The following is a 17,748-nucleotide window of genomic DNA, read 5'->3' as shown; positions in this document are numbered from 1 at the left end:
TTATATTACCGTTCCGTTTGGTATAACGGCTCTTTTCTTAACGATCACGATACCATCCTGAACTACATAAGGCCCGTAATCGCCGTTCTCCAGCTTTTCGCCGCAATTTATTTGAACGTCATCGCCTATATAGGTGTTTTTGTCGATAATAGCGTTTTTGATATGGCACCGGTCGCCAACGCCCATTAAGGGTGTCTGGCTTAAATGCGACTCCTGGATCTGTTCAAGCGTTTGATAATTGTCGCTACCCATCACATAACAGTTTTCAATAACGGTTTCGAACCCGAGACGCGTACGAACACCTATAACGGAGCGGGTAATGTGGCTGGCATTAATGATACACCCATCAGCGATGATTACTTTATCCACATGCGTCCCCGACATTTTTGACGGCGGCAACATACGTGCGCGGGTGTATATCGGGTGTTTGTCAAACAAATTAAATTGCGGGATATCATCTGTAAGGCCAAGGTTTGCATCGAAAAATGATGGGATGGTACCAATGTCTGTCCAGTAACCTTCGTACTGGTAACTTAATACGCGGTGTTCTGTGATGGACTGGGGTATAATTTCCTTGCCAAAATCCGTGCGCTCATTCCCCTGCAAAAGGTCATACAAAAGCTTGCGGTTAAACAGGTAAATCCCCATCGATGCAAGGTAAACCCTGCCCTCTGCGGCCATTTGCGGGCTAACTTCCGATGCCCAGCTTTCAAAATTGGTTTTCGGCTTTTCAACGAATGCCGAAACCATGCTATTTTCATCCGTTTTTAATATGCCAAATCCGGGCACATCGTTTGCGTGAACCGGGATGGTGGCGATAGAGATCTCTGCATTTTTTTCAATATGCTCCGCAATCATTGCCTCAAAATCCATCTGGTACAACTGATCGCCTGAAAGGATGAGTACATATTCAAAGTCATGTACTGCAAGGTGATGTAAACTCTGCCTCACCGCGTCGGCAGTTCCCTGGAACCACGCCACGCTTGACGGGGTCTGCTCGGCAGCCAGGATGTCAACAAAGGCCTCGCTGAAACTACTGAAATGGTAAGTGTTTTTGATGTGCTTATTTAACGATGCCGAATTAAACTGCGTCAGTACATAAATCCGGTGAATACCCGAATTAAGGCAATTTGAAATAGGGATATCCACCAGCCTGTATTTACCTGCAATAGGAACAGCTGGTTTTGAACGTGTTGCGGTTAACGGCGATAACCGACTTCCCTGGCCACCGCCAAGTACAATACAAATTACTTTTGAGGTCATATTATTGGATTTAAGCTTTCATAAAGGTTTATATACTCTTTGGCCGACCGATCCCACGAGAAATCGAGCGCCATCATTATCTTTCGCAAATGTTGCACGTGTTTAGTGTTTTCGAAGAGCGTCAGGGCCCGGCTTATTGCATCGCAAATGTCATCAATGCTGGCATTATTATACCTGATACCATAGCCGCCCTCATCGCCAAAATCGACAACCGTGTCTTTCAAACCGCCAGTGCTCCTCACCATGGGTAAAGTTCCGTAGCGCAGGGCATACAGTTGGTTAAGCCCGCAAGGCTCAACCCGGGATGGCATAAGCAAAAAGTCTGACCCGGCATAGATCAGGTGCGCCAGCGCTTCATCGTAACCAATAAAAACATTGCACTGTTCGGGGTAAACCTTCTTTAAATGCAACAGGCCGTTTTCAACACCTTTTTCGCCCGCTCCTAAAATCAGCATATCAAACTTCCCGGGATGCTCATTAAAACTTCTTTCAAGCGCAGCCGGCAAAATGTCGGCGCCTTTTTCAAGAACAAGCCTGCCAATGAAAGATACAAGCGGTTTTTCAGGCGTAAAACCAAACCTTTCGCAAAGGGCTTGTTTATCGGCCTGTTTCCCTTTGGCAATTTGTTTTATCGAGAACTTATGCGGGATCATCGGGTCGTTATTTGGGTCCCATATCTCTGTATCAATCCCATTAATAATGCCCGATCCCTTCGCACGCTCCAGGTAAAACAAATATTCCAGGCCGTTGGAGCTGATCGAAAGCTCCTGCAAATAACTTGGCGATACAGTGGTAAAACGCCAGCAGCATTTTACTGCTGAAGCCAGCGGGTTGATGGATCCGCCCCAATCCAGCAAACCTGTTTTAGTTACGTCAATTTCAGGCAGGTACGATAGCTTATCCCACCCGAACGCGCCGTGGTATTGCCCGTTGTGTATGGTAAGTATGGTTGGCACATTTGCCAGGCGGGTATATAGCTTTGAATGCTGCAATAAAAATGGCACCAGACCCGAGTGATGATCATGGCAATGGATCAGGTCGGGCGTTTGCTGCGAATAGCTGATCCAGTCGAGAAATGCGATCTGGAAGGCGATAAATTGTTCCGTTTCATCGGGGTATTGGTAAACTTCTTCACGGTCAATTAAACCGGGGATCCTTACCAGGTACAATTCAAAACCCAGTTTATCGGTTCTTTCTTTCAGGATCTCAAAATACAAACGGCGGGTCCCCAGCAGGGTTGAGGCCTGGAAAACGGTATCGAAGTGATTTTCCTGCACAAACTTGCGGTTATAATACGGCATAACAACAGCCGCCTTTAAACCCAGCAGGTTTTGGTATTTGGGCAAAGCACCCACCACATCGGCAAGACCGCCAACCTTGGCGACAGGATAACATTCGGCACTCAGGTGAAAAACTCTCATCAGTAATATTATTGGCTCAATTTAAGCAAAGAAACCATCAAATAAACAAATGTGTGCTGATATAATTTTTAAAAAAAATATTTTTATTAATTGTTCATCCTGAAAGCCGATTCATTTACAGATTGCAATTCTATTCCGCCTTTTTTTACTAAATCTGCACAAAACGAAGGTCTTTTACGTCTAATTTTGAGGATTTACTAATTCAACGAGCGATAAAAATGATGAACTTTTTTAATGATTTGTTTTCTTTCCGGGTAAATAAAGGGATTGAGGTATATTAATGCTATGAAAGCATCTTTGATATCAGAGGGCGCGCTTCAAGTATCAAAAAATTATAACTTTGATAAATGCAAGACAATACAAATTGGACTCCTTCACCCGACGATAACAACCTTGGGCTAACAGACAAGGTTATTATAAACGAATATGAGGCTAAAGGAATTGCAACCGCGGAGCTTTTGGTTTTTTCGCTTGACAGCGACACGGAAATCTCAGTTCAATTAATTCGCGAAATTCATCGTACGGCTTTTTCAGAGCTTTATGAATGGGCTGGAAAGTGGAGGACGGTTTCTGTTACCGTTGGGCAATTAATGCCGCCCGAACCAACTCAAATCATTCAATTAATGTATCAGTTTATAGATAATCTGAATTTCAAAATCGGCAACTCAAAAGAGTATAATGACCACATTGATTGCCTCGCTTTTTCTCATTACGAATTTATCCGCATTCATCCATTTAACAACGGGAATGGACGAACCGGACGAATACTGATGAATCTCGTTGCCTTAAAATTTGGTTATAAGCCGCTTGAACTATATCACCGTGAAGGTAATAACAGAAAAATTTACATTGACGCGATGAAACTCGCAGACAAACATAATTTCTCCCCATTAATGGACCTGATCAGAAAAGAATTGGCCCCCCTTTAATTCTTCTTCATGCAATAAAGATAATACGATCTCTTCGACTCTCTCCTTAGGCACTTCCTGGTCTTCCAACGACATTGTTGAGAAAACAGTATCTGTTAAAATCTGAGTCAAAAACTCTTTCTCTTTAAGCTGGGGATATTTTTCGTAGAATTTCATCGTCAGTAACAAATATAACTTATTCATTATAAAAATTTGTGCATTTTATAATTCCTTTGATGCGAATTAATGTTTTAATAGACTACGCATTACGGGTGATTTATAAAACAATCAGGTTTTAACATCTGTGCTAAAGAGAACTAATTATTCACTTATCTTTTTTCCATTCAAAAACAGATTGTAAAAATTGGTTGAGTATCGACTATTGTAATTTGCAACATTAGACATCCAAAAGCCAATTCCCGGGGACATCATTAACCAACTAATCCCATGCATGTCCTGCATAATTTCCCGAGGACGATTTTCGACCTCAAAAAAATGCCGGTACTTATTAGAAAAAGCGTAACTCCAATTGTCATCAGACAGATTTTTGTACAACGAAAATTTAAATGGACAGTGATTATTTATTCTTGTTTTTTTCGGTATTTCAGCATCATAGCATTCCGCACAGTATTGGTAATCAAAAGCAATACCATTTAAAAATCGCGATCTACTGGATTCTCTTAACTTAATAGAATCAACTTTTTTTCTGACTGAATCTTCTTTGATATTAATAGAATCCTTTTTTGACATTTTTCCCCAGCGGAAAACTTTAGGCTCATCAATCCGAATGTTATTAAAATATGGTTTGTCCGATAGTCTCAGTTCTGATAATTCGTTCATTAATGAAGCCGTATCAACAGAAAAATTAATTCTGTATAAGTATAACAAATCGTTATTTTCTATAACATCTCCTAATGGCCCTTTATAAGACTCGTTAATTTCTTCTTTTGTTGGGTATTTTATTGATTGTTTAAGAAAGGATACTGTTGAATATAACCTATAACCAGTAATTTTTTTTGAAATGCTGTTGGTGTTTTTTTCGGATTTATCTATCCTGTAAACATCAATATGTATCGGACTTATTATAAATGGAGAATCTCCTTTAGCCGAATTAATTAACAGAGGAAAATTATTAATCTCCTTTACTTTTCGCTTCTCATTGTAAATCATTACTTCAGGGTCGCCATCGGAAACATATATGCTTCCGAATTTATCTGCTAATGGGTTATATTTTTTATTCCTGGCATTAATTAAGGTTTTCAATTTAGCACGGAACTCATCTCCTCTCGTATCGTTTTCACGGCCGTCGGCAAAAGTTTCGTCGTAAATTTCTATTCCAAATATTACAATTCTCTTCGACTTGTATTTTGGGTTTTCATACCAGGTGCATCTTTTAAAAGTAGGTAGAAAGCTTTCGAAAGTTTGTAAATGATTAATAACTGATGTGGATAACCTGGAAAGTTTTCTGTCATACAAAAAAACTATTCTTATTACTTTGTCCTTATCCCAAATGAATAAGCTGTTAAATGTTTGAACTTTACCGTCTTCAGATCTGATTTTTTCTGACAGAACATACTTTTCCTTGTCACCTATATATAAACAGCTGCTTATTTTTGTTTGGGCATGCAGCGTTATAAACATGCATTGTATCGAAATTATAAGAAGAAAAATCAATAGACCACGTAGCATGCTTATTGTGTTATAATATATATCAATGTGCCCCCGGCCAATTTGAACCCACACCGATTTCCACCATTACCGGCACATTGGTTTTATTAGACTTCTTCATGTTCTCCATAATAATATTGAATCTAATCGGTGTAATCAACCCAAAATCGGTGTGATCCCAAATCAATGCGCCTCTAACCAATTCACTCCCGTTCCAATTTCCACCATAATCGGCACAGTTGTTTTAATGGCATTTTTCATGTTTTCCATGATGATCGGTTTCACAATTTCCACTTCGTGATGCGGAACATCGAACACCAACTCATCATGCACCTGCATGGTCATACGGGCATCCAGGTTGCGCGCTTTAAATTCGCGGTGGATATTGATCATCGCTATTTTTATCATGTCGGCAGCGGAGCCTTGTATCGGCGCGTTAATGGCATTTCGTTCCGCAAAACCACGCACGGTAGCATTGGCTGAATTAATATCCCGCAAATACCTGCGCCGGCCCATCAGCGTACATACATAACCGTTTTCGCGGGCAAAGTTCATGGTATCGGCCATGTAATTTTTGATGCCGGGGTACTGCGCGAAATAGTTGTCAATAATTTCTGCGGCTTCCTTGCGGGGGATGCCCAAACTCTGTGATAAACCAAATGCCGACTGCCCGTAAATAATCCCAAAGTTTACCGCTTTGGCATTGCGGCGCTGGGTGCTGGTCACTTCTTCCAAACTGATGCCATATACATTTGCAGCGGTGGCGGTGTGAATGTCCAGGTTTTGCACGAAAGCTTCCATCATATTGGCATCCTTGCTGATTTCGGCAATAATGCGCAGTTCGATCTGCGAATAATCCGCAGAAACAATAGTGTGACCACTGTCGCGTGGGATAAATGCTTTTCTAACTTCCCGCCCTCGCTCGGTACGGATAGGGATATTTTGCAGGTTGGGGTTATTGGAGCTCAAACGCCCGGTAGCAGCCACCGCCTGGTTATAGGAAGTATGCACCCTGCCGGTTTTACGGTTTACCATAGTTGGCAGTGCATCCACATAGGTTGATTTCAGCTTCTGCAGCTGGCGAAAATCAAGGATATCCCTAACAATATCGCTTTTGGCGGCCAGTCCCATCAACACATCTTCGCCGGTTTGGTACTGGCCGGTCTTGGTTTTTTTTGCTTTGGGATCAAGCATCAGTTTTTCAAAAAGCACCTCGCCCAGTTGTTTTGGTGATGCGATATTGAACCGCACGCCGGCTTTTTCAAAGATGATCTTTTCAAATTTGGCAATATCTGTCTCCAGTTCTTTTGAAAACTCTTTCAGCGTTTCATGGTCGATCAATACGCCTTCGTACTCCATATCCGCCAGCACATAAATCAGCGGATTTTCTATCTCGTGGATCAGCTTTTCGCTTTCTACTTCTTTTAGTTTTGGCTCGAAGATGGTTTTCAGCTGAAGGGTAATATCGGCATCTTCTGCAGCGTATTCCTTTATCTTTTCTATCTCCACATCGCGCATGCTGCCCTGGTTTTTGCCTTTGGCGCCGATGAGTTCTGTGATAGAAACAGGTTTGTAATTCAAATAATTTTCTGAAAGCACATCCATGCCATGACGCGTGTCGGGGTCGATTACATAGTGGGCCATCATGGTATCAAACAACTCACCTTTTACTTCAACGCCATACCATTTCAGCATTAAAATATCAAACTTCAGGTTCTGACCAGTTTTGCCGATGGCAGCATCTTCCAGTACCGGCTTAAACTCATTTACTATGCCCCGGGTTATTTCCTGGTCTGCGGGCACGGGTACATACCAGGCTTCGCCTGCTTTTACAGCAAAGGACAAGCCTACCAGTTCGCAATCATTGGCGTCAGTTCCAGTGGTTTCAGTATCAAAACAAAAGTTTTTTTGCTTCGCCAGGGTCTCAATCAGCGTTTTTCTTTTTTCAGGGTTATCTGCTAAGTGGTATTCGTGCGTAACATTATGAATGTTTTTGGCATCTGCAGCAGCAGGCGGTTCATAAATATCCTGTACCTCTACCGCCATCGTGGTGCGGCCATCGGCTACGGGTTGGCCAAAAAGGTCTGTTTGGATACTTACCGCCCGTGTTTCGGTAATACTGAAATCATCCCCGAAAACGCGCCGGCCCAGCGTGCGGAATTCAAGTTCGGCAAATAACGGTTCCAGCAGGTCCTTGCTTGGCGGACCCATAGCCAGGCCCTCTTCATCCAGTTCAACCGGAACATTTAAGTTGATGGTGGCCAGTTTTTTTGACATCATGCCCTGCTCCGCAAATTGTTCTACATTTTCCCGTTGCTTACCCTTTAATTCGTGGCTATGGCTGATGATCTCTTCCACTGAGCCATATTGCTTGATCAATGCCTTGGCGGTTTTTTCGCCGATGCCCGGGATGCCGGGGATGCCGTCGACCGCATCGCCCCAAAGGCCAAGGATATCAATCACCTGTTCAACGCGCTCAATCTCCCATTTCTCCAATATTTCCTTTACGCCCAGTATCTCCATCTCGTTACCCATACGTGCGGGCTTGTAGATGAAAATATTTTCGGATACCAGCTGTCCGAAATCCTTATCGGGTGTCATGCAATATACCTGGTAGCCCTGTATCTCTGCTTTTTTGGCAAGGGTGCCGATAATATCGTCAGCCTCGTAACCATCAGAGGTGATCACCGGGATATTAAACCCAAGGATCACTTTAAATATATAAGGCAAAGCCGCCGAAAGGTCTTCGGGCATACTTTCCCGGTGCGCTTTGTAGGCTGCAAAATCAATATGACGTTCGGTAGGCGCTTCGGTATCAAAAACCACGGCCATATGGGTAGGTTTTTCTTTTCTGATCACCTCCAGCAGGGTATTGGTAAAACCCATTACCGCCGAAGTGTTTATACCGCCCGAAGTAAAACGGGGGGTCTTGCTCAACGCAAAATGCGCCCGGTAAATAAGGGCCATGCCATCCAGGAGAAATAGTTTCTTCATAATTTTTTTTGCACGAATGCTCACGAATGAGTTCGAATATACACGAATGAAATCAGGCACGAATGCCCGCGAATTTGTTCGAATCTACACGAATGAAATTTTACACGAATTACACGAATAAAATTGAATTTTCCCGAATTTTTTGATGGTTTAAAATGCAAATGCGACGTGATACCTTATAGCGTTTTCTGTATAAATCCGATAAATAGGCTTTCGTGAAAATTCGTGTCAATCTATTTAAAACTACAATCCGGTAAATGATCATTTACCATACCGGTGGCCTGCATATGGGCGTAACAGATCGTCGTTCCAAAAAACTTAAAGCCCCGCTTTTTCATATCCTTACTTATGGCGTCGGATATTGGTGTACTTGCCGGAATAGCGGTTGTGTAATTGACGATGGGTTTACCATTGGGCATAAAGCTGTACAGGTATTTATCAAAGGAGCCGAATTCCTTCTGAACCTCTATAAAAAGCTTAGCGTTGTTTATAGAAGACAAAACTTTAAGGCGGTTGCGGATGATCCCTTCATCATTCAACAAACGCGCAACATCCTCATCATCAAATGCGGCTACTTTCTGCACATCAAAATCAGCATAGGCTTTGCGGTAACCCTCGCGCCGGCGTAAAATAGTGATCCAGCTTAAACCTGCCTGGGCAGATTCCAATACCAGGAACTCAAACAGCTTTTTATCATCATGTACCTCTTTGCCCCATTCATTATCGTGGTAATCCATGTAGAGGGGGTCTGCTCCCGGCCATGTGCAACGTTTTATTTCCTGAGTTTGCAGTTTTGAGTTTGCAGTTTGCATAGCGGTGTCTTAAAATGCTAAATTAAAAATTAATACCTGTCCTTCCCTGCAAACTGCCAACTTTTAACTGCCCACTGAACACAACTCATCCCAATATTCCACCGCTCTACGATAATGCGGGATCACAATTGATCCACCCACCAAATTGGCGATCATAAATACTTCATTCATTTCATCGTGATTGACCCCCGCTTCGTGGCATTTGCCTAAATGGTATTTAATGCAATCATCGCAACGCAAAACCATCGAGGCTACCAGGCCCAGCATTTCTTTGGTTTTTACATCCAGTGCACCTTCGGCATAGGTGGTGGTATCCAGCGCAAAAAAGCGTTTGATATTGGTATTGGCTGTTTCCATTATCCTGTCGTTCATTCTGGTACGGTAGGATTCAAAATCTGCTATCAGGGACATATATTTATTATTGAATTAGTGAATTAATGAATGTTGTATTGTTGAAATTGAGTGTTAGTAATTGACCAAATTTATATTTAATATTGAATCACCAAAAATAACTTAATCAACCCCATCAACTACGTCTAACTTAATCAACTCCCCCCATGGAAAGCCTCTCCCCCAATATTTTTGTTGAAGACATGAACGAAACCATCAGCTTTTACATGTCTATCGGATTTCAATTGGTAATGACCGTACCCGAAGCCGGCACTGAATTGGTTTGGGCGATGATGAGCAATGGCGACGTAACCTTTATGTTCCAGACCTTTGAAAGTTTAGGTAAGGAACTCCCGAATATCAGCCGCAGGAACGGCGGCTCGCTGTTGTTTTATATCAAACTAAAAAAGATCAGGGAGTTTTTTGAGCTGATCCATGAAAAGGTAACGGTATTGAAAGGCCTTGAAACCACTTTTTATGGCGCTACCGAGTTTTCTATCCTGGATAATAATAACTACGTTTTAACTTTTGCCGAGGACGAATAATGATCGATTTTATTCGTGCCGACCATATTCATATTTGTGTTCCCCCTGAACGGCTGGAAGAGGCCAGGCAATTTTATACCGGCATCATCGGCCTGCAACTGATTGGACGTCCCGACAAGATCTTCGGCAACGCGGGCTATTGGTTTGATATCGGCAATATACAATTACATATCGGGGTGGAACCCTCATTGCCGCGCTCCATCAGGCATACCGCCTTTGAAGTTGCCGATGTGGAAGCTGCAAGGCATTTGCTGCAAAAAAACAATGTTGAAATTTTGGAAGAACCAAAAATACCGGGCCGTAACCGTTTTGCTTTTATCGACCCATTTGGCAACCGGATGGAATTGTTGCAAATGATTGATTAATAAGATTATATTATTTAGATTTAGCATTAAATTAACATACTAAACGGCTTATGAAATTCATTTCCCCCAAAATTCATGGTGTTATAGATTATTTAATGGTAATCGTATTGCTATGTTCACCGGCCTTTTTTTCCTTCACCGGTACATTAGCTATTTTTACCTATGCGCTCGGGGCGGTTCATTTGCTTTTATCAATTTTAACGGATTATCCTTTGGGGATTTTTAAGGCTATCCCGGTTACCATACATGCCACTATTGAGGTTTTAGTTGGGGTCATACTCATTGCACTGGCGTACACCCTGTTTGGAGACAACCCCGATGGCAAGCTTTTTTTTGTGATCTTCGGTACGGTGATATTGCTTACCTGGCTGGTAACGGATTACATGGGTAACGACTTTAACGAGGCTACCTTATAGCGCCAGCTCAATTGACGGGTCCCAGTACAATTTTTTAAAATCCTGCACCTGGTCATCTACCACTTTTACGCCTTCGCTTTCCAGCAATTGCTGCATCAGGTTACCGCCGAAATGAAATTTGGCGGTTAACAAACCCTGCCTGTTTACCACCCGGTGCGCCGGTACCGGGGGCGTCGCTTTTCCGCAGGCCTGCATGGCCCAGCCTACCATCCGCGACGAACCTTTTGTGCCCAGGTAAGCGGCAATAGCCCCGTATGAAGTTATCCTGCCGGCAGGGATCAGCCGCGCCACTTCATAAACCTGTTCAAAAAAATTATCATCTTTCATAGGTGTATCTAAAACCATTATCGCCTCATCCAACTCTCTCCAAAGGAGGGCTTAAAAAGAAGTTTTCACTCCCTCTCCTTTGGAGAGGGCCGGCGTGAGGCCTCTACTCAAACGAAAACTTCAAATAATTGATATTCTTATCGTGCTTCAGATATTTCTTTTCGTAATAGGTTTTGATGGAAAGCACCTCATCCGCAAATTCAGAATGGTAAAGGTCCTCAGTTCTGATGTGCAGCTTCATGCCGGTCTCAGTTATTTTTTCAGCGGTATAGGCATGCAGGCCATCGTTATCTGTTTTAAGGTTGATAAAGCCACCCGGTTTTAACAGCGGTTTGTATTTATCGAGGAACCGGGAGGAAGTGAGCCGCTTCTTTTCGCGGCTTAACTGCGGCTGCGGGTCGGGGAAGGTGATCCAGATCTCATCTATCTCGCCTTCGCCAAAATAATCCAATATGGTTTCTATCTGGATCCGCAGGAATGCCACATTGGGAACGCCATCTTCCAGCGCCGTTTTAGCGCCGCGCCAAATACGGTTGCCCTTGTAATCAATTCCTATAAAATTCTTTTCCGGAAATAAACGGGCCAGGTTAACGGTGTATTCGCCCTTACCGCAGGCCAGCTCCAGTACTACAGGGTTGTTATTTTTAAAATGACCGGGGCTCCATTGCCCTTTAAATGGTTTCCCGGCATCCAGCTGCAAAACATTGCTGAACGTATTTACTTCGGCAAAACGCCTTAATTTATCTTTTCCCAAATCAAAAAATTAAAGCGCAAAAATAGGATTTTACCGGCTAATCGCTCTAAATAAGTTACGCCTTTCTGCATGCCGCAAGGCAGGCTTTCTCTCTTCCGGTCTTTCCGTCTTTTCTGACTTCCGGACTTTCGGTCTTTCGGTCTTTCGGTCTTTCCTGACTTCCCCCTACCAGCTGCCGCTGGCGCCGCCGCCGCCGAAATCTCCGCCGCCAAAGCCGCCGAAACCTCCGCCACCGCTATCACCGCCGCCGCCGCCAAAGCCGCCATCGCCGTTGGAGAAACCTCCCCAGCCACCACTCCCCCGGCCCAGCAAAGTGCCGCCCAGGAACCACCAGAAGGGGCTTGCACCGCCCCGGCCGCCAATAATATGGCCACCGCCGCCGCCCCTGCCCCGCAGTACGATGATGACAACAATAATAACGATGAAGAATATAATACCGTAACTGCCGCTGTAATCCTGCTCTTTTTCAGCAACGGCTTTTTTAGGCGCCTTATACTCGCCCTTCATTAATTTTATCAGGTCATCTACGCCGGCATTTAGGCCACCGTAATAATCGCTTTGTTTAAAGCGGGGCAGCATATCGTTATGGATGATCTCGTTAGCCCTGATATCGGGCACCGCGCCTTCTGCCCCATAGCCGGTTTGGATGGTAACTTTATGGTCGTCAAAGGCAACCAGTATCAATATGCCGTTGTTTTTTCCTTTTTGGCCTATGCCCCAGGCGCGGCCCAGCTTTTGCCCGTAATCGGCTATGTCGTACTGGCCGACAGATTTGATAATTACTACTGCAATTTGCGTTGATGACGTATCGCTGAACGAAGCCAGCTTATACTCCAGCATATGCCTTTCTTCATCCTGCAATACGTGTACATAATCGGTAACCAGCGTGGTTGATTTTGGCGGCAGCTGCTGCGCAAAAGCCATCAGCCCGATGAACAGCAGCGAAAATAATATGGTGAGTTTTTTAAACATGATCTTAAGTTTATTCGCCATCCATAAAGGCAATGTCGTCTGATAATTCGTTATTGTCGCCCGTATGGTGAGGGAAATATTTTTGGAGGTGCTCGCCCGCTATCGCAAGGCCGGTAACAATACCTTCAACAATATCGCCTACTTTAAAATGCTTCAGCATGTCGTCCTTGGTGTCATCCCAAAAATTATCAGGCACCACTTTATTAATGCCTGCATCGCCAATGATGGCAAACTTACGGTCGACAGTGGCCACATAAATAAGCACGCCGTTACGCAGTTTGGTTTTATGCATATCCAGCTGGTGAAAATATTTGGCAGCACGGTCGAGCACTTGCTCGCTGCAGGTTTTTTCGATACAAACGCGCAACTGCCCGGAGGTATGCCTTTCAGCATCCTCAACGGCGGTGCGGATCCGCTGTTGTTCCTCGTCGTTAAATACGGCCATATTTTTTAATTAGTGAATTATTGATTTAGTGAATTAGTGAATTTTTTAAGGTTGAATTAGTAAATTGGTGAATTTTTCAAGTCGATTTACGCGACCCTTTTTAATCACTAATTCACTAATTCACTCCCTCACTAATTATTAAAATTGCACTTTCGGCGCATTTTGTGCCCCTGCTTCGGCTGCAAAGCTGCCTTTTACGGTGTACCCGTGCGACCCTGCAACTATGCTGTACGGGAACGAGCGGATCGTGGTATTATAATCCTGTACGGCGCTGTTAAAATCCATACGGGCTACGGAGATCCGGTTTTCGGTACCTTCCAGTTCGGCCTGCAGGTCGCTGAAGTTTTGGTTGGCCTTCAGGTCGGGGTACCTTTCTGAAGCCACCAGCAAACGGCCCAAAGCAGTGCTTAACTGGCCCTGTGCAGCCTGGTATTTCTGAATAGTTTCGGGGTTAAGTTTGGTCGGGTCAACCTGGATAGAAGTGGCACGTGCACGCGCATCGGTAACTTCAACCAAAGTGCTTTTCTCAAAATTGGCCACACCTTTAACGGTAGCCACCAGATTTGGGATCAGGTCGCTGCGGCGCTGGTATTGCGATTGTACGGCACCCCATTTAGCTTTTACAGCCTCATCCTTGGCAACAATGCCATTGTTTAAACTCTGACCATAAAGCCATATCAGGCCCCAGATAATAATAATGCCGACAACGACACCAATTGCTATAAATAAACCTTTCATGATTTTTTTTTCTGTTTGATTTTAATTCCTGTGAATTTACAATTTAGAGTACAAAACACATACCGTTGTTACAATTGCTTATTTGTTATGCCATTATGGCAATAGCTTTGGTTTTTGTAAATGTAGTGAAAAGGAATGGAATGAAAAATGACGGCGGTCAATGTTGGGGAACGGTTTATTGCAGCCAGGGCCTGGCTGATTTGAGCATTACTGTTAAACTTGGCGCCTGCTGTATACCATGATCTGCCTGCTGCGGTTTTGCGGGTAACACGCGGCACCTAACGTGTTTTCCACCAAGTATTTACCGTAAAAACACCTGTTGATTTTGTTTAATTATATGTTAACTTTATCTTAACAAATAAAACCGGACCAATTTGTTGCTCGTGCAACATTTTTTATTCACATCATCCCTTAAACCATGGATATTGTAACCGACCTTACCGCCCAGGCTGTTGCCAACATCGGCATTATTCAAAACATCTGTAAAAAAGAGCTGAGCGTAGATGAACGGAAATCTGCGCAGGACCTTTACCTGTGGCAGCTTAATCAAAAGGTATTAGTTATTGAAAACGAGTGCCCTGAATCTGTTGCAAAAAGCATCCAGGACGTGCTTTGGTGCAGCATCGGGATTGAGCATACAGATACCTTTAAGCGTTGTTTCCTGGAACTTGCCGGCGATCTGCTGCAATGGCTGCAGGCTAATCATAAACACGATGCCGTGCGGGATAAGGCCAATGTAAAAGCGGGTTTAGCTAAAAACGGCACCTTATATTGTACGCCCTACCAGTGGCGCAATATAGTAAGGGAAATCCTTTTTGACGACCCATCGGCACGGCTGACACTGGCACAGGCAATGCATTATATGCCGGTTCAGATTATTTTATCGCTGGGCGGTAAAGACCTTAGCCAGGCTGAACAACGCCTTTTTCAAACCTGGGAAATAAAAGAAACAGATGGTTTACTTACCCCATCTGACTATAAGGCCTACAGCAAATGGTGGGACAGGGTTTACGACGGCAACGAGGTTAAGCGCAGTGAATTCGCAAAAATATTATTGAAAGATGATACCGCTTTATTGAAGCAGCTTAATATGGAGAAGGTGCCCCTGCCTTTTGAGAGCCTTTTTAACGACGAACTTAATGAGATTTGCCGGAGCCGGATTGACCGCATGGAAGATGATCCGGGCGCATTTGAAGAAAGGCTGGTAACCGATATACCGGAAGCACCCCATATAGAGGACCCATTAAAGCGGGCGGCAAAAATGGATCTTCACGGCCTGGCCTTATCGGGTGGCGGCATCCGGTCGGCAACGTTTAGCCTGGGCGTATTGCAAAAACTGGCCGAAGATGGTAAGCTGCCCCGCTTTGATTATCTTTCTACGGTATCAGGCGGCGGCTACATCGGCACCTGGCTTGCCTGCTGGATAAAGCGCAGCGGTTCCGTATCAAAAGTGGCAGACCGTTTGAATGAAAAAAAATCAGCCGATCCGCTGGGCGAGGAGGTGCGGCCCATCCGCTGGCTGCGCATGTTTAGCAATTACCTGGCGCCGGATGCAAGTGTTATGTCGGCCGATTCATGGACCATGGGGATTACCTGGCTGCGTAATACATTGATCAACCAGGTGCTCCTGCTACTGCTGTTATGCACCGCCCTTTCAGTGGTTACCGACCTGGCTTTTACCTGGAACTATTTCACCAAAATACCAAACTCGTACGACTGGAAAGTGGTTGCCAAATGGAGCGTGCTGATATTTGTGCCTGCGGTATGGTTTGTAGGTGCGGGCATGAAAACCTATGATTCCGCACATGACGAGCGTAACCTGTTCAGCTTCGGCCGCAACCGGTTGTTAATCATTTTTTTAATCATTTGGACCGTTTTAGTTACCTACGTGGTTAGTTCCTGGCTATATCCGCAACCTTTCCCAATCGTATTTTCAAACAGGCTGGGGCTGCTGTGGCCGGCGGCGGTAACGGGCTTTGTTGCTATGGTATCAATAGCTTATATAGGGTTATACCGCGTATGCGCACAAAAACCACTCGAAAAAAAGCTGGTTGATGCAGCAATCATCCTTTCATCGGCTATCGCCGCAGGGGCGGCCTGGCTGATGCTTGCAGGGGTTTGGCTGTTATTTGATTACCTTAAAAAGGACTGGGTATTTATTTTAGGGCCGCCATTGGTGCTCGAGTGCATCAGCACCTGCGTGGTTATCCGTATGGCATTGATGGGAAAATTGTTTCCGGATGAGCGCCGCGAGTGGTGGGGCCGGATGGGCGCCATTACACACCGCACCATGCTGATGTGGATTTTGGTTACCTATAGCGCCCGTGAGCTGCCTGATGAATTTAAGTTATTCTGCAAGCAATTTAACGGGTTTGATATCAAAACGGTTTTAGGCGTTAGCTGGGCCGGCCTTGTAGGGTCAGCAGTAAAAATGGCCTATCAATCAAAAGAAAACCCGGGCAAACCCGATACCAACACGGCGGCGGTAAAGGATATTTTTGTACGTGTGGCGCCTTATATTTTTATGATCGGCTTTATAATTATTGGTGCAAATGCGTTTCGTGGTCTTGCGCACCTGCTGCCCAGGTTCATCCACTGGATCCCTGCCGGCAACAAATATTTCAGGCTGACGATAGCGCTTGCGGCCATTACCTATTTATTTAGCTGGCGTGTTGGGGTAAACGAGTTTTCGCTGCACCATTTTTACCGTAACAGGCTGGTAAGGGCCTACCTGGGCGCAACACGAAAACGAACCGACCGCGACAAAACAGCCAATAACTTTACCGGGTTTGATAAAAATGACGATATAAAATTATCCACCTTCATCAATACAAGCGGCGACGGCGATTACATAGGGCCCTACCCTATTATTAATTCCACGCTTAACGCCACCGTCGTATCCGAACTTGACCGGCAAGACCGCAAAGCGGAGTCGTTTATATTCTCGCCATTGTATTCAGGGTTCGATTTCAGCCCTACCCGTTCTGCCGCTTATGCCAAAAATAAGGTTTACGAATATGGTTACAGGCCTACCGCTGTTTACGCTTACGAAAAAGGGCCTATGATAGGTACGGCCATGGCTATTTCGGGCGCGGCGGTAAGCCCCAATATGGGTTATCATTCAGCGCCCGCTACGGCTTTTTTGCTCACTATGTTTAACGTAAGGCTGGGCTGGTGGATGGGCAACCCCAGGAGGAGCACCTATAAATACTCCGACCCTACTTCGGGCGTAGCATACCTGATCAGCGACCTGATCGGTAATTCTGATATTGATTCCCGGTTTGTGTGCCTTTCGGATGGCGGCCATTTTGATAACATGGGCTTATATGAACTGGTAAGGCGGCGCTGCAGCAGTATTATGCTGGTAGACGCGGAAGAAGACCCCGGTAACAGCTTTGAAGGCCTTGCAAACGCCATCAGGAGGTGCCGGATTGACTTTGGGGCCGAGATTGTGATCAATACCAGCCAGATCAGTACTAAAAACGCACTCGGCTTTAACTCGGCGCATGCCATTACCGACGGAACGATATTTTACCCGGGGGATAAAACAGGCCATCCATCAGGCAAAATCACCTATATAAAAGCCGGCCTGGTTGGTACTGAAACTACAGACGTATTGGAATATCACCAAAAAAATAATTTATTCCCCCAGCAACCTACCAGCGACCAGTTTTTTACAGAAGAACAATTTGAGAGCTACCGCAAACTAGGTTACCTGAGTATTTAGATG

General features: G+C 44.5%; 16 protein-coding genes. 5 read left to right on the top strand and 11 right to left on the bottom strand.

Features of this window, described 5'->3' with window-relative positions; all coding sequences use genetic code 11:
• Together MgSA37_RS27550 and MgSA37_RS27545 are read right to left on the bottom strand one after the other, a co-directional pair.
• Positions 1-1,263: a glucose-1-phosphate adenylyltransferase gene (locus MgSA37_RS27550; RefSeq protein WP_096357001.1), complete on the bottom strand. Its 1,263-nt coding sequence runs from the start codon at positions 1,261-1,263 to the stop codon at positions 1-3.
• Positions 1,260-2,684, bottom strand: a complete 1,425-nt coding sequence (locus MgSA37_RS27545) for a glycogen synthase (RefSeq protein WP_096356999.1) — start codon at positions 2,682-2,684, stop codon at positions 1,260-1,262. The genes MgSA37_RS27550 and MgSA37_RS27545 overlap by 4 nt, the downstream gene beginning before the upstream one ends.
• 347 nt (positions 2,685-3,031) lie before the next feature.
• On the opposite strand from MgSA37_RS27545, the gene MgSA37_RS27540 reads away from it, so the two are divergent.
• A complete protein-coding gene (locus tag MgSA37_RS27540) occupies positions 3,032-3,613 on the top strand; it encodes a Fic/DOC family protein (protein WP_096356997.1) in 582 nt (193 codons plus the stop codon).
• Between the two features lie 300 nt (positions 3,614-3,913).
• On the opposite strand, the gene MgSA37_RS27530 is transcribed toward MgSA37_RS27540, so the two are convergent.
• From MgSA37_RS27530 to MgSA37_RS27515, 4 genes are all read right to left on the bottom strand, one after another.
• A complete protein-coding gene (locus tag MgSA37_RS27530; protein ID WP_157750769.1) occupies positions 3,914-5,233 on the bottom strand; it encodes a hypothetical protein in 1,320 nt (439 codons plus the stop codon).
• Positions 5,234-5,443: 210 nt separating this feature from the next.
• Positions 5,444-8,254, bottom strand: a complete 2,811-nt coding sequence (gene polA / locus MgSA37_RS27525; RefSeq protein ID WP_096356992.1) for a DNA polymerase I — start codon at positions 8,252-8,254, stop codon at positions 5,444-5,446.
• Between the two features lie 233 nt (positions 8,255-8,487).
• Positions 8,488-9,066 (bottom strand): DNA-3-methyladenine glycosylase I, encoded by a 579-nt coding sequence (locus MgSA37_RS27520; protein WP_096356990.1) that lies wholly within the window; start codon positions 9,064-9,066, stop codon positions 8,488-8,490.
• 63 nt (positions 9,067-9,129) lie between these two features.
• Entirely contained in the window at positions 9,130-9,477 is a 348-nt protein-coding gene (locus MgSA37_RS27515; RefSeq protein ID WP_096356988.1) for a carboxymuconolactone decarboxylase family protein, read from the bottom strand.
• A 146-nt stretch (positions 9,478-9,623) separates the two neighbouring features.
• On the opposite strand from MgSA37_RS27515, the gene MgSA37_RS27510 reads away from it, so the two are divergent.
• Genes MgSA37_RS27510 through MgSA37_RS27500 form a run of 3 tightly spaced genes read left to right on the top strand, consistent with a single transcriptional unit; the run spans position 9,624 to position 10,782 of the window.
• Entirely contained in the window at positions 9,624-10,001 is a 378-nt protein-coding gene (locus tag MgSA37_RS27510) for a VOC family protein (protein ID WP_096356986.1), read from the top strand.
• Complete coding sequence (locus tag MgSA37_RS27505; protein ID WP_096356984.1) at positions 10,001-10,366, top strand: VOC family protein; 366 nt, start codon at positions 10,001-10,003, stop codon at positions 10,364-10,366. The genes MgSA37_RS27510 and MgSA37_RS27505 overlap by 1 nt, the downstream gene beginning before the upstream one ends.
• Before the next feature lie 50 nt (positions 10,367-10,416).
• Complete coding sequence (locus MgSA37_RS27500) at positions 10,417-10,782, top strand: hypothetical protein (protein ID WP_096356982.1); 366 nt, start codon at positions 10,417-10,419, stop codon at positions 10,780-10,782.
• Here the strand turns inward: MgSA37_RS27500 and MgSA37_RS27495 are convergent.
• The 5 genes from MgSA37_RS27495 to MgSA37_RS27475 form a co-directional block, all read right to left on the bottom strand.
• Entirely contained in the window at positions 10,777-11,109 is a 333-nt protein-coding gene (locus tag MgSA37_RS27495; protein WP_096357802.1) for an MGMT family protein, read from the bottom strand. The genes MgSA37_RS27500 and MgSA37_RS27495 overlap by 6 nt on opposite strands.
• Before the next feature lie 103 nt (positions 11,110-11,212).
• Positions 11,213-11,863, bottom strand: a complete 651-nt coding sequence (trmB, locus tag MgSA37_RS27490) for a tRNA (guanosine(46)-N7)-methyltransferase TrmB (RefSeq protein WP_096356980.1) — start codon at positions 11,861-11,863, stop codon at positions 11,213-11,215.
• 165 nt (positions 11,864-12,028) lie between these two features.
• Complete coding sequence (locus tag MgSA37_RS27485; RefSeq protein ID WP_096357800.1) at positions 12,029-12,835, bottom strand: TPM domain-containing protein; 807 nt, start codon at positions 12,833-12,835, stop codon at positions 12,029-12,031.
• A gap of 10 nt (positions 12,836-12,845) precedes the next feature.
• Positions 12,846-13,280 (bottom strand): TPM domain-containing protein, encoded by a 435-nt coding sequence (locus MgSA37_RS27480; RefSeq protein WP_096356978.1) that lies wholly within the window; start codon positions 13,278-13,280, stop codon positions 12,846-12,848.
• 138 nt (positions 13,281-13,418) lie between these two features.
• Complete coding sequence (locus MgSA37_RS27475) at positions 13,419-14,018, bottom strand: LemA family protein (protein ID WP_096356976.1); 600 nt, start codon at positions 14,016-14,018, stop codon at positions 13,419-13,421.
• Between the two features lie 418 nt (positions 14,019-14,436).
• On the opposite strand from MgSA37_RS27475, the gene MgSA37_RS27465 reads away from it, so the two are divergent.
• A complete protein-coding gene (locus MgSA37_RS27465) occupies positions 14,437-17,745 on the top strand; it encodes a patatin-like phospholipase family protein (protein ID WP_197706055.1) in 3,309 nt (1,102 codons plus the stop codon).
• The last annotated feature ends 3 nt before the right edge of the window (positions 17,746-17,748 follow it).

It is taken from the genome of Mucilaginibacter gotjawali (genome assembly GCF_002355435.1).
Lineage (GTDB): Bacteria > Bacteroidota > Bacteroidia > Sphingobacteriales > Sphingobacteriaceae > Mucilaginibacter > Mucilaginibacter gotjawali.
The sequence above is the reverse complement of the archived record's forward strand: the minus strand, read 5'-3'. Positions and strand labels throughout refer to the sequence as shown.